Here is a 13066-nt window from a genome sequence, read left to right as displayed (position 1 = left end):
TCGGCGTTCTGTGGGCACTGCTGCGTGACGGAAGGATCTTCACCCCCGCCCCACCGGTCACGCAGGCGGCTTGACTTCGTCATTGAGACTCCTACAGGGGAAGCCCGAGATGGTCTCCCGGGCTGGAGGCGTGCGGAAGGCCGGCCGCCCGTCCTGCGGGCGACCGGCCTGGTCGAACAGCGCAGTACGGGAAGGAAGTTGGATCCCCCTCCCGCACCGCGGGTCAGCGTCGCCGCTGTTTGGCGAGGTAAGCGTCCTGAAGTCGGCTGACCGATTCGTACAGGCGCCGCCCGGGCTCGCACCGCACAGCCGAGAAGCAGCTAGTGCAGTGCTGCTCGTGCTCGCGGTACGCCTGGGCGGCCGCCATGTAGCGGCCGTACAGGTCGTCAGCCACGGCCAGTCTTGATCGGAAGACTCTTCTCCGACTGCTCGTTGACCCGGCGGAGTTCCTCTTCCATCCGCTGCTGGTCGGCGTCCGTCATCACGACTCCGCCTTCCTCGCCTGGAGCCGGCGGCGAGCGGCACGCCGCTTCATCGCGCGGCGTTCGTCCTCGGACAGACCGCCCCAGACGCCAAAGTCCTGACCGGACTCAAGCGCCCACTGGAGGCACTGCTCGATGACCGGGCAGCGGCGGCAGACGGCCTTGGCCTCCTCGGTCTGCAAAAGTGCCGGGCCAGTGTTGCCGATGGGGAAGAACAGGTCGGGGTCCTCTTCGCGGCAGACCGCGTTGTGTCGCCAGTCCATCCCGATCACTTCCCCTGCCGGACGCGGCGCAGGGCCTCGTCCATGATCGGGTCGGAGTCGCCGTCGTTCCGTGCGATGCTGGTGGGCATCAGGTCCTCCAGTCAGGTCCTGGACAGCCCCGGAGGGTCTCAAGTCACCGGGGCTGTCGTGCTGTTAGGGCATGCTCGTACGAGCAGCCACGGCCCCGGCCGCCCCGCATGACGGGGCGGCCGGGGCCGTGGTCGACCGTCACGGTGTGCGGGTCAGGCGGCCGACGTCACCAGAGCCTTCCGCGCGTACTGCTTGCCCGGTTCGGCCTGGCGCCGGTCGTGCGCCTCCACGTCCTGCGGTGCCAGCGGGAGCTGCGGGCCTCGGAACTCGGAGACCGACCCCGGCGCGCGCTCCGCACAGCGGTTATTCGCCGCCTCCACCGCCTTGCCGCCGTGCTTGGCCCACTGCGCCTTGCGGACGGCCGGCGCCGACTGCTTCCGCGCAGCGTGCCGCTCCTGGCGCTCCAACTCCTCGCGGGCCTCGCGGCGCGCGGGCTCCTGGTTGAGCGCAAGGACGTAGCGGCGGGCCAGGATGCCGCCGTCCGTGCAGTGCTGACCGCCGACACACCGCGTGCAGCCCTTTCGGTGGGCGAGGTAGGACTGGCGAGCCGTCTCCAGCGTGACCTCCGCCTTGATCCGGGAGACCGGCGCGGCCGGGGCCGGGAGCGGCTTGTAGAACTGCCGGTCGGCGCGCCGGTTCTCCTGCGGCATCGCGTCGCGCAGCAGCCGGTTCTGCCGGGCCTCCCAGCGCCGGACGTCGATGTCGACGATGACGACCTGGTTACTGCCGGGGCAGCGTTCGTGCTTCTGGCCTTCGGCGACCTTGTCACTGATGCAGTGCTCGCGAATCTTGAGGTCGTAGGTCCCCATGATCCGACGCCAGGTCCGGCAGTCCGGGCACGCGATCGACATCGTCTCGCCAGGTCGGACGTTGAAGTCCTCCGGGGCGACGGTGCTGAGCTTGAGCGCCTCGCGGCGGTTGTTGCGCTCGGTCCGGACCCGACCGGGACGCTTGCGGTTCCTCGCCATCACAATCTCCTTCTGTCGAATGGAGCGAGTGCTGCTCTCTCCGCCGCGCCAGGGCCGGCCTTGCGGCAGCGTGGTCCTGACGGACAGACAGCGCAGCAGCGCTGTTCGAAGTGGATCTGTGGTGCTCGATATTCGGTACAGGCGCCTCGGCCGGGGGAGCGCGGGCTACAACCCCATTGCCGCCACCCCGAAGGGCAGTGACTCCTGCTGTTTTGTGGTGGTGCTTGGTAGAGAACCGTGGGTCCGGCTCCCTCATCCGGCGCCGCCAGCAGGCGGTTCCGGGTGGGGGAGCCGGGTCCGAAGACCCGGCGGGGAGGTGTTCAGGCCGCGAGCGGGACCGGAGCGGCGGCGGTGGGGATCGGGCGGAGCATCTGCGTGCCGACGGACCGGGCCGCGCCCATCAGCTCCTCGCGGATCCAGCCGGCAATCGTCGGCTCCAGAGCCTCCAGCAGCCGCTCGCGGACTCGCTCGGTGATCGACGCGTCGGCCGCGACGATGTCCCGCGCCGCGTCCCTGCGCGCCGCGAACTCGAAACCGACCTCGTCCTGGGCCTTGGTGCGGCCGCCCCGCGCGCCAGCCGCAGCGTCGAAGCGGGCCAGCTCGCCCGGGGTCACGGACTCGTACATCTCCAGCGGCGTCCCGAACACGACGTCCAGGTCGACGTCGCCGAACTCCGGGAGCTCGACGTCCAACTCGTCCAGCAGCCCGAGCGTCTCGGAGTCAAAGCGCTCGGTGGCGGGGCGGCGGGTGACGTTCATGGAGTGGTCCTCTCGCAAGGTCTGACCTGGTGGTTCAGAGCGGTGAGTCGAGTAGGGCAGCACGGGGTGATCAGCGATTCACTTTTCGTGACCTCGCAGTGTCCCCAGTACAGCAAATCTCTTTATAGAGGTCAAGCACTCATTAGAGAGACGAGTCAAATTGGCGAGGCCCACCTCCACCTACTTCGACCGTCGGGCCGTACGATCAGCTCTATAGAGAACCGACCACAGGGAGCCAGATGAGCCGCGAGGGCCAAGCCAGCCAGCCCAAGTACCTGCGGATTGCCGCAGAACTGAGGGGTGCGCTCGAACGCGGCGACTACCAGCCCGGTGACCGTCTCCCGGGCGAGAACACCCTGGCTGCCGACTTCGGCGTGGCGCCCCTGACGATGCGCCAGGCACTCGGAGTGCTGCGCAGCGAAGGCCTTGTCGGGTCCCGCAAGGGATCCGGTTGGTTCGTTGAGTCGTTCCGCCCGATCAGGCGCCGGGGTATTCCCCGGCTGGCCCGCGGGCAGTGGGGCAGCGGGAAAACGATTTGGTCCGCCGATGACCGCCGCGCTCCAGACGTCGACCAGATCACGGTGCAGGAGGACGCGGCCCCGCCGAAACACATCAGCGACGTGTTCGAGCTGGCGCCCGGCGAGACCGTCTGCGTCCGCAGCCGGCGGTACGTCATGGAGGGACGCCCGGTCATGGTCGCGGAGTCCTACCTCCCCCAGTCGCTTGTGGCAGGCTCGCCGATCACGCAGGCCGACACCGGCCCTGGCGGCATCTACGCCCGCCTGGCCGACCTTGGTCATGCACCGACTCGCTTCCGCGAAGAGGTCCGCGTACGGATGCCCTCCGCGGAAGAAGCGGCCCGGCTGGCCATCCCTACAGACAGGTCCGTCATCAAGCTGGCCCGTACAGCGTTCGACTCCGAGGGGCGAGCGGTGGAGATCAACGAGATGACCATGGACTCGGCGGCGTACGTCTTGGACTACGAGTTCGACGCGTGAAGCTGACCTGCCGACACCTGCCGAAAGTGGGCGGCAAACCCGCGCCAGGCGCGGTCGACGTCGCGGGCTGGTCACTGCGCTCACCGCTCTCGTTCGCCGGCCGACGTCAGCAGGGCTCGCAGGATCAGGCCAGTAACGCTGGTGCTGGCCACGGTGGTGACTATGTCGCGGATCACCACGAGCAGCACCGAAGCAACCAGGCCGACGGTCAGAATCACGGCGACGCGTATGACCACGGCACCGGGTCGACCACGCGGCTGGGTTCCTGCAGCAGGTCTCGTACAGGGGCAGCCGTGTGTCGACGTCGGCCCGGTAGGAGTGAGGTCGATGGTTCGGCCGTGTGCGTCGGCCACGCAGTGCGCGGCGCCGTGGGTGTGCTGAGCCTCGGTCATCTCGCCCTCCTGAAGCGGGAGTTGTTGTTCACGGCTGGGAGAGCCGTCACTCCAGGTGTAGGCGCGATGACCGCTGACCTCTACGGTTGCCATGTAGCCATCCCGAGCTGGCTACATAAGACACATCCGAGGGGAGCGACTGTGGGACAGAGGCCGGCCGAACTGACGCCGGAGGAGTCGCCATGGCACCGCTGGGGCGCCGAGTTACGGCGTACCCGTGAGGAGCGCGGGCTGTCTCTGGAGAAGCTCGGCCAACGGGTCCACGTCACCCGCTCCTACCTGTCGAAACTGGAGCGGGGAAAGCAGCCCCCGTCTCGTCAGATTGCCGCGGCATGTGACCGCGCACTGAACGTGTGCGGTGCGATCTTGCGGGACTGGGAGAGGGCTGATGCCGAGGTTCGCGGTGTGTCCACCCCACGTGTCCATGTGTCCAATCCGGCGCCTCATGTTTCCAAAACGCCTTCGGACCTGGTCAGCGTCCTGTCCGAGCAGGCAACGTCGGACGATGCGGGGATCTGCGTCCCCGCTCGTCTACGGGATGGAACGGTGGTTTTTGTGGCGCTCGATCGACGCGACCTGCTGCGAGGCGGGGTGGGCATCGGGGCGGCGGCTGCATTCGGCGTGGGCACTCCGGCGGCCGCGGACTCAAGCTCCGTGCCGGGGCTCGTTCGGCGTGCGCGATCTGCGGCCGCGTACGGCGGGACGCCAGTTGAGCATCTGAAGCGCATGCGCCGACTGCTGATCGACAGCGACAACTTGCTCGGGCCCGCACAGGCCATCAAGGCAGTCCGTGATCACATCGAGGTCATCAAAGAACTGCGCCGGGAAGCCAAAGGCACCGACCGGCACGACCTCATGGAGCTCCAGACCCAGTACGCGGAATTCGCGTCGTGGCTCTACCAGGACCTAGGCGACTTCAACAGCGCAAGGTACTGGCTGGACCGGGCGTTCGACTGGAGCCACACGGTCGGCGACGGTGACCTGACCTCGTATGTCATGGCCCGCAAGGCGCAGCTCGCTGGCGAGACACGCGACCTGGTGGACGTGGTCGATCTGGCTGAGGCCGCCCAGCGGCTGGCGCGACCGCGGTCACGCCTCGCGACGGTCGCCCGAACGTACGAGTCCTACGGGCACGCGCTGCGCGGTGACGCATCGGAAAGCCAGCGTGCAATCGACGATGTCCACGGCTCCCTCGATCGTGTCGCCGGCGATCCAACCCCCTGGGGTGTGTGGCTGAACTCCCAGTACGTGGAGGTGCATCGCGCGCAGAGCCTGGAGGTGCTGGGCAAGCACGATCAAGCCGCAGACATCTTCATGGCGGCGATCACAGCGCTACCCGAGGGATACCACCGCGACAGAGGGGTGTACCTAGCTCGCGCAGCGGTTGCTCATGCCGGTGCCGGCGTTCCGGAGCAGGCGGCCGCAGTCGGGCTCCAGGCCCTCACGGTAGCGGAAGACACCGGCTCGGGCCGGATCTTCAAGGAGCTCTCTCGCCTGGACCAAGCCCTCCACCCGTGGCAGCGACAACCTGAAGTAGCCGAGTTCCGCGCGGCATTCGACGCCGTCCTCCCGCACGAAGCCTGACGAGAAACGGATCACGAAACTGATGACCACACGCCCCTACGTCCTTCTTTCCGCCGCGATGAGCGTCGATGGTTATCTGGACGATGCCAGCCCCGAGCGACTGCGGCTGTCCAACGCGGAAGACTTCGATCGCGTTGATGAAGTGCGTGCCTCCTGCGACGCCATCCTCATCGGCGCGACCACAATGCGGAAGGACAACCCCCGCCTGCTCGTCAACAGCGAGACTCGACGAGCGAAGCGCGTCGCGGAGGGCAAGCCGGAGTACCCGCTGAAGGTCACCGTCACCAAGTCCGGCGACCTGGACGCCAACCTGAATTTTTGGCACCACGGCGGCGAAAAGCTGGTGGTCACCGTGGACAGTGCGGCGGAGAAGGTGCGCACCACGCTGGACGGGCTGGCCGATGTCGTCAGCGTCGGCCCAGACCTCGACTGGGACCTGGTCCTCGATGAGCTTGGGCGCCGCGGCGTCGGTCGGCTCATGGTGGAAGGCGGCGGCACCATCCACACCCAGCTGATGGCCGCGGACCTCGCCGATGAAGTCCACCTCGCCATTGCCCCCTTGCTGGTCGGGCAGCCGGAGGCAGCCCGATTCCTGGGCGCCGCCGACTACCCGGGCGGGTCCACTGCCCGAATGAAGGTGCTCGAAGTCCGCGCGATCGATGACGTTGTGTTTATTCGCTACGCCCCCAAGGAGCGCACCGCCTGATGTACACCCCCGACCGGGATCAGGACCTGCGCTGGATGCAGCGCGCGATCGATCTGGCCGCGCTATGCCCACCGACCTCCGGTGCTTTCTTGGTCGGGGCGATCATCGTAGGCGAGGACGGCACAGAGCTTGCGGCCCGCCTGGCGGGACCCACGGGCAGGTAACTGCCCGGGTCCCGCGGGATTCGCAGAATGGGATATGCAAAGCCCTTTGATCCAGGATCAAATTCTGTTGGAATCCAGGGAACTTGCTGACTCACCAGGGCGTTTCTCCGCCTGGAGGTTCTTCACCCTGGGAGGGAGTGCTGTACTTGACAGACCGGCAGCAAACTCGGGGCGTTGCGACACGTAAGTCCCCGACGCACGGATCCCCGATCCGGGGGAGTATCGTGTCTCCGAGCTTGATCAATACAAAAATGGCCCCCACGACCTTCAGCAAGTCGAGGGGGCGGGCCACGGACCTTGTAGTGGGGGTCCTCGGCCAGCCGACCACCCCTTCAGCAGAGTCAAGGTGATCGACATGCATCAGCGTACCCGTACCCTGCCCCAGTCACACAGCACCCCGCCGTGGTGCCAGCAGCGCGTCAGCGCGGGCTGGCCCTTCGGCGGGGTGCTTGTGTTGTCTCAGACGTCCCGCACCCCTGTCGTTGAGGGGGCGGTTATGACGTAGGTCTCCCGGGGGCGGCGCCTGCTCAGCAGGACTTCTGGCCGCCCCGGGCCTCGGTCACCGGTGATTGCCGTCACCAGGACCTGAGCCCATCTGCTCTCCGTGAGGTTGCCGCCTCTTGGAGGAGCTGCCCGCCCCGGTTGCCGCCGGCTGCGAGCGGTTCGAACTCGGTTCTCCCAGAACCCGAAGCACCCCCGAGAGGGGCTTCGTCACGACCACCTTCAGAAAAGGAGGACGTCGTCATTCTGCACGACCTTTTGGGCTTGCGCCAGCCCGGATACGCCCGTTTCATCCCCATGTGTGGGCCTGTGAAATCCCGCCTTGACCGATTTCACAGCCCGATAAGTCCGGTAATTCATGCTATGTGGCCGGACCGCTGCGCGTTTCGCGTGGCGGGACACTGCCTCGCGCCGTTCCAGCCCTTGGCTCTCCACAGTCCCGTCGGCGCCCGCTGGACTCTGTCCGCAGGCCGATCGGGTGACGGCCGACGGATCATCGTTTCCGGTGGATCGGCCGGAGTGGGCCGTTGAGCGCGGTGGAGGTGGAGGCCGCCTCGCTGTCGGAGTTCGTCGACACGTCCATCGTCGACGCTCCGCGGCGTCGTCGACTGCGGTCGGTTCCGGCACAGGCGGGTCCGATGCCGGAGCGTGGTCCGGCACACCCGCTGGCGCTGGGCCGGGATGCCCAGGCCCGGTTGCGTGGTGCGGTGCGCGCGCTTCTGGATGCCCCCGGGCTTGAGTGTGCGCCGGATGCGGTTCGCCTGGCTGTGATCGTGCTGGCGGGACGGACGCCGTCAGAGACGGGTGAGGTGGAGATCCGTACGTCCGAGTTGGGCCGGTGGCTGGGGTTGTCAGCGTCCTACGTCGCCTCGACCGTGGTATCCAGGCTGCGCCGGTCCCGGGTGGTCTCCGTGGAAACGCTGCCGGGGGAGTTCGGGCAGGACAACGGGTTGCGGTGCCGTGTACTGCCGTTGTGGGCGGCACACGGTGTGGTCGGCCATCCGCTGGCGCTGGAGAAGAAGGAACTGGCCACGCTGCTACGGCTGTTGGAGGCCGTGATGGCGCCGGGTTGGGTGCACCGGGACGGCCGGGTGACTCCGGCGGGGCTGCTCGGGTCACGTGTGGGCCGGGGTGCGGCGACGGACCGGCTGGCGCTGCTGCTGCTGGCGCTGAAGGTCCGGGAGGACGGCCGGGTGCGTCAGTGCGGAGGCACGGTGGATGCCAAGCGCGGCCGCGCGGCGGCGACGGTGGCCCGGCTGCTGGGCTGCAAGGCGTCGACCGGGGAGCGGGTCCTGGAGCGGTTGGAGTCTCGCAACCTGGTGGTGCGAGTGCGGGTGCATACGGCGTCCGGGCTGCATCACCGTACGCGGCTGGTGGTGCCGGCGGTCGCAGCTGCGCACGGCCGGGATGGGATCGCCGAAACGCGGAAGGTGCACCTGAGGCCCCTGGAGCCCGATTTTTCAGACCCCGACGTAGCAGTAGGGGGTAGTGAAATCTCCGATTCGGAGGTAGATCCGCAGGTCAGCGGTGCCACTGTGCCCGATGAGGCTGATACGGCAGACCCCGACTTTGCGGCAACCTTTCACACTGATCACTCTCCTATGGCCAGTCCGGTCTCTTCCCTTGCTGTCTGTCATGGGTTTTCCGGCGAAAGCCGTGGGAGGCAAGGCAGTCGGCCGGAGCCCGCGGGCGCGCGCGAGGACCACGCTCTGGGAGTTACAGCAGTCGACGGGCTGCGCCTGGTCGACGGTAAGGATGGCCCGCTTCGCGGGGAAAACCGAGGAGATTGTGCAGATGGGGCATCGCCGACGGAGGGCTCGGGAAGCCGTTCGCGGCTGACGGTCGTGGATGGTGCTCATGGACGGCGACAACAGCAGCGGGTGGCTGACCTTGACGATCTTCGTTTGCGGGTCGCTTTGGCTCCGGTGGCCTACCTGTGGAGCCAGCTCCGCGGCGGTCAGCAGGCCCTCGCAGTTCGCGCTGCTGAGCGGGCCCTTGGGACTCTGTCCGGGATCGTGGACCCGAAGGCAGCACCGCGGGTGCTCGCGGCCCGGCTGACCGACCGTCTGGAGGAAATCGGGGGCGTGGCCCATGTACGCGATCCGATGGGCTGGTTGCTCGGTCGGGGCCTGGTCCAGCGCCCTGTCTGCCCGGACCTGAGGTGCGACGACGGTATCCGCCTGGACACCGGCGCTGACTGCCCGACGTGCGGAACCATCGTGCGCACACGGCGCGCGCTGCGCACCCAGGTCGCCGCCCGGGTGACCGAGATGCCGTACCGTGATCCGGCCGGGCGCCGGGCACAGGCCGAGCGACTTCTGCGCGAGGAGACCGTCCTCGAGGAGCAGCGGGCGCAGGTCCGCCGGGCCCAGGCAGAGCGTGAAGTTGAGCAGCGTCAGCAGGCGATCGTGCGGCGCCGTGCCCTTGAGGAGGAGGCGGAGCTGGCCCGCAGGCAGGCGCCGTGTGTGGACTGTGGGCTTCCCGAATCCGCAGGCTTGTGCCCGGAGTGTTCCTACCGGCGGCGTACCGATGAGTTTGTGCAGGAGGCGGTCGACCTGGCGGTCGCCGTGCGTGCAGACCCGTCGGACGCGGTCGCGGTTGCCGAACTCACCCATCAGTGCGAGACAGACACCCGCGCCCTGCTGACGTTGGCATGCAAGCGGGCCTGCGGTCCGGACGCCGACCTGGCTTGGGCCGCGTTCACCGCGCCGCAGGTGGCACAGCAGATCCGGGACGAGCGGCGCGCGGCCGCGTTGCGTCGGCTGCTCGGGTCGCAAGAGGTAGTGGCGGAGGCCGACGCCGCGTATGAGGCGTGTCTTCGGCACCGGGGCCGGTCCGCTGAGGAGGCTGCCGACGGGGCTGCGGACGCTGCGGGCCGCCGTACCGCCGAGTTTCTCCTCCGTCAGCTCCTGGGTGAACTGCACGCGACCCGCCGGCGCGCGGCCGCGGCACCTTCCATGGCACGCGGCGTGTCCGTGGACGGGGCGTAACCGTGGTCGCTGGGGACCATCCCGCACACGCGGGGAGCACACTGGCTGACCTGCATTCATACCGCGCCGTCAGCCCGCGTTTCATCACTTTCAGCCCACACGCCAGGAGCAACCGGACGTGCTGCCCCCGATCCGCACGAGACCAATCCCTGCGGGTGCCGGTAGTGCGTCGTCGGACACGTCGCCGAACACGCCAGTGAGGGCGCCTGACGGGAAGCCGGGGAAACCTGTGCGATCGTCGACCGCAGAGCCGATCAATCGGACGGCGTGAGCGAAGACCACACACCGAACCACTGCTCGGCACCCCACGCCTCGAACCGTTCCAGCTCGGTGAACCCCAGCTTCGCCGCGAGGCGCATCGAGCTGGCGTTGGCGATCTGGGTGTACAGCACCACCGGCTCACCGGGCAGCGCGCCGGCAAACCAGTCGAGTGCCGCTGTGCACGCCTCGGTGGCGTACCCGCGTCCCCATGCCTCCGGTAGGAACAAGTAGCCGAGTTCCGTCTCCCCGGCTTCCAGACGGGGGTTACTCGGACGCTCGGGGGCGTGCGGTTTGAGCTGGACCGTGCCGATCATTGCTCCGTCGCGCTCGACCACGAACCAGCCACGGCGCTGCCCGGGCACCTCGGGCACCGTGCGTTCGAGCTCGGCGCGCGGTCGAGGGCCACCAAGGTAGGTGTTCACCTCTGGCGAGGCGTTCAGCTCGATGACCGCCTCGCGGTCCCGGGCCTCGGACTCGCGGAGTACGAGCCGCTCGGTCTTGATCGAGGCAGGTGGCCAGGCGAGGCATCTGGGGTCAGCCATGCCAGCCAACCTAGCCAGCAGGCTCGGAAGCGATCAAGACGCGCGGACCGATCAAGCCACTGGCCCAGGCGTCTCAACGAAGTCAGGCGGGACCATCCCCGCACACGCGGGGAGCAGTTATAGACCACGTACGACAGCAGATCAGTGCCCGGACCATTCCCGCAGGCGCGGGGAGCAGGTGTTCATGATCGCGCGCCGCACCGCGTAAGGGGGACCATCCCCGTCCCCGCCGGTGCGGGGAGGACTTCGCGATGGAGGTCACGAATGCGACCTTGGTGGGATCATCCCCGCAGGCGCGGGGAGCACCCGGAGGCGCCGTTGCGCAGGATCTGACGCAGGGAACCATCCCCGCACGCGCGGGGAGCACTACGGCATCCAGCTCACGGCAGTGGACCCCTGGGGACCATCCCTGCACGCGCGGGGAGCACTTCGGCCGGATGCGCCGCGCGACCTCGAGCACGGGACCATCTCCGCACGCGCGGGGGGTGCATGGACCGCCCACCGGCCCAGAACAAAGGGCGCGGGGACCATCCCCGCGGGCGCGGGAAGCAGCTTCGAGACCGGGTTCACGGGCACCATCACCGCGGCACCATCCCCGCGGGCGCGGGGAGCACGTCGTCCTCGACCGGAATAGGCACCTGGGCGAGGGACCATCCCCGCGGGCGCGGGGAGCACCCCGGCTCCAGGTCGCGGGGGATCGCGTCCGCGGGACCATCCCCGCAGGCGCGGGGAGCGCGACGTCGAGAACCCGGCGACCATAGTGTTCCAGGGGCCATCCCCGCACACGCGGGGAGCACGCGATGGCATGCCTCGGGCCCAACAGGTTGTCGGGACCATCCCCGCACACGCGGGGAGCACGACGCACTCACATTTACCCCGGGCTCACAGGAGGGGCCGTCCCCGCGGGCGCGGGGAGCAGACCGACCACCTGTTCGTCCGCTACATGAAGGCGCGACCATCCTCACAGGCGCGAGGAGCACAATTGCTGAGCTCCAGAGGAGTCTAGGGCCAAACGACCTCGCCGTCTCGGACCACCAAGGGCTCGAACTGGTCCAACTCGCAGAACCTGGTCCAGCCCAGGCGGACCGTTCCGGTGGAAGCGCGGTGCCGGTCATCCGCTTTCGTGGCCAGCCAGCTGAGCAGTTCACCAGTGCGGTCGAATTCGTCGGGATGGATCTCCTGCCGAACCGTCAGGACCCATGTGTGGCCGTCTTCAGAGCGTTGCAGCACCGAGACGAGCGCTCCGCCGATCTTCCATGCCTCAGCGTGCTGGCCCAACAGAGGCACCGGGTCGTCCACCATGACGGGTTCGCCGTGACCGTTCTCCTCCACGACCGGGAACACGGGCACGATGCGGAGATTCTTCGGCTTGGGGCCCAATCCAAGATGCCACCGAAGCTCAGCAAGCTCCTCATCCGTGAGAGCCTCACGCAGGTTCAGAGCGATGGAAAGTTCGTAGATGTCTGCCACAGCGGCAAGTTATCGCCCTGGTACGACAATCCACCGACGGTGGCCCTCGGCAACTCCTCGCAGCGAGACGAGCATCGAGTATCAACGGATGCGATGACGTGCGAGGGAGGGATGCCAGTCGTATGGTCAGCGGGCCGCGCGGCCAACTCGTTGAGACCATCCCCGCATGCGCGGGGTGCACTCACCGGCTCCGGGCGGCGGCATGACGGTCCCGGGACCATCCCCGCGGGTGCGGAGAGGTCCGCTAGGACCGGCCCATGCCTGCCATCGGGGGACCCCCGCGGGCGCAGGGAGCAGAAGCCCGTTGACAACCCCTATGGGTCCGGGTGCAGGACCATCGCCGCGGGCGAGGGAGCACGCCGAAGCGCCGAACGGAATCAGATCATTCCAGGGACCATCCCCGCGGGCGCGGGGAGCACTTGATCGGGGTGCGGCCGTTATGGCGCATCGGGGGACCATCCCCGCACGCGCGGGGAGCGCTCAACCCGGGTGTCCACCTGCTGTGCCTTGCCGGGACCATCCCCGCACGCGCGGGGAGCACACTCACTGACCTGCATTTCTACCGCGTCATCAGCTTGACTTTCATCACTTTCAGTGAACCCGGCATCCAGGACAAAGGTCGAATTGCGGTCCACCGCCACTCGTCAGACAAAAATGAATGAACAGTCAACCGCCTTGGCTGTTCCGGCCGTGCTGCCGTTGTGACCTGGGCAACGCCCCTTGGTGAGTAGATCAGTTGAGGTGGTCGGCAACGAGAGCGGCGAATTCGTCGGGGGTGGCGAGACGGATACCGAGGGTTTCTGGGGCCTCCCCCTGAGTGGTGGACACGCTGATACTGGATCTGCTTGGTCCGGAGGAAGCGAGAAGACCGCCGATGGCGATGAAGGACTACTCGGA

At 68.0% G+C, this 13066-nt stretch carries 12 protein-coding genes; 5 read left to right on the top strand and 7 right to left on the bottom strand.

What is annotated here, in order from left to right:
- Positions 1–223: 223 nt before the first annotated feature.
- The 4 genes from ACWC0C_RS47075 to ACWC0C_RS47060 all read right to left on the bottom strand — a co-directional run bounded on the left by ACWC0C_RS47075 (position 224) and on the right by ACWC0C_RS47060 (position 2561).
- Positions 224–394, bottom strand: a complete 171-nt coding sequence (locus ACWC0C_RS47075) for a hypothetical protein (protein ID WP_450871269.1) — start codon at positions 392–394, stop codon at positions 224–226.
- Between the two features lie 87 nt (positions 395–481).
- On the bottom strand, positions 482–745 hold the full coding sequence (locus tag ACWC0C_RS47070) for a WhiB family transcriptional regulator (RefSeq protein ID WP_450871268.1): 264 nt from the start codon (positions 743–745) through the stop codon (positions 482–484).
- A gap of 242 nt (positions 746–987) precedes the next feature.
- Positions 988–1803 carry a hypothetical protein gene (locus ACWC0C_RS47065; protein ID WP_450871266.1) on the bottom strand — a complete coding sequence of 272 codons (816 nt, stop codon included), beginning with the start codon at positions 1801–1803 and terminating at the stop codon, positions 988–990.
- A gap of 320 nt (positions 1804–2123) precedes the next feature.
- The gene (locus ACWC0C_RS47060; protein WP_450871265.1) at positions 2124–2561 is read right to left on the bottom strand and encodes a hypothetical protein; all 438 of its coding nucleotides are present in this window, start codon (positions 2559–2561) and stop codon (positions 2124–2126) included.
- 239 nt (positions 2562–2800) lie between these two features.
- Between ACWC0C_RS47060 and ACWC0C_RS47055 the strand changes: the two genes are divergently transcribed.
- The gene (locus ACWC0C_RS47055; RefSeq protein WP_450871264.1) at positions 2801–3559 is read left to right on the top strand and encodes a GntR family transcriptional regulator; all 759 of its coding nucleotides are present in this window, start codon (positions 2801–2803) and stop codon (positions 3557–3559) included.
- Between the two features lie 80 nt (positions 3560–3639).
- Here the strand turns inward: ACWC0C_RS47055 and ACWC0C_RS47050 are convergent, their stop codons facing one another.
- Entirely contained in the window at positions 3640–3951 is a 312-nt protein-coding gene (locus ACWC0C_RS47050; RefSeq protein WP_450871262.1) for a hypothetical protein, read from the bottom strand.
- A 141-nt stretch (positions 3952–4092) separates the two neighbouring features.
- On the opposite strand from ACWC0C_RS47050, the gene ACWC0C_RS47045 reads away from it, so the two are divergent.
- The 4 genes from ACWC0C_RS47045 (at position 4093) to ACWC0C_RS47030 (ending at position 9896) form a co-directional block, all read left to right on the top strand.
- Entirely contained in the window at positions 4093–5535 is a 1443-nt protein-coding gene (locus ACWC0C_RS47045; RefSeq protein ID WP_450871261.1) for a helix-turn-helix domain-containing protein, read from the top strand.
- A gap of 22 nt (positions 5536–5557) precedes the next feature.
- The gene (locus tag ACWC0C_RS47040) at positions 5558–6241 is read left to right on the top strand and encodes a RibD family protein (RefSeq protein ID WP_450871259.1); all 684 of its coding nucleotides are present in this window, start codon (positions 5558–5560) and stop codon (positions 6239–6241) included.
- Positions 6241–6405: a hypothetical protein gene (locus tag ACWC0C_RS47035; protein ID WP_450871257.1), complete on the top strand. Its 165-nt coding sequence runs from the start codon at positions 6241–6243 to the stop codon at positions 6403–6405. Before ACWC0C_RS47040 ends, ACWC0C_RS47035 begins: the two co-directional genes overlap by 1 nt.
- Before the next feature lie 1037 nt (positions 6406–7442).
- Positions 7443–9896, top strand: a complete 2454-nt coding sequence (locus tag ACWC0C_RS47030) for a hypothetical protein (RefSeq protein ID WP_450871270.1) — start codon at positions 7443–7445, stop codon at positions 9894–9896.
- Between the two features lie 254 nt (positions 9897–10150).
- Here ACWC0C_RS47030 and ACWC0C_RS47025 read toward each other — a convergent pair whose 3' ends face one another.
- Positions 10151–10699, bottom strand: coding sequence for a GNAT family N-acetyltransferase (locus ACWC0C_RS47025; protein WP_450871255.1), 549 nt, complete (start codon positions 10697–10699; stop codon positions 10151–10153).
- 1002 nt (positions 10700–11701) lie between these two features.
- On the bottom strand, positions 11702–12169 hold the full coding sequence (locus ACWC0C_RS47020) for a hypothetical protein (RefSeq protein ID WP_450871254.1): 468 nt from the start codon (positions 12167–12169) through the stop codon (positions 11702–11704).
- Positions 12170–13066: the final 897 nt, after the last annotated feature.

The organism is Streptomyces sp. NPDC001709 (assembly GCF_053596375.1).
This window is presented reverse-complemented; position numbering and strand designations above follow the sequence as displayed.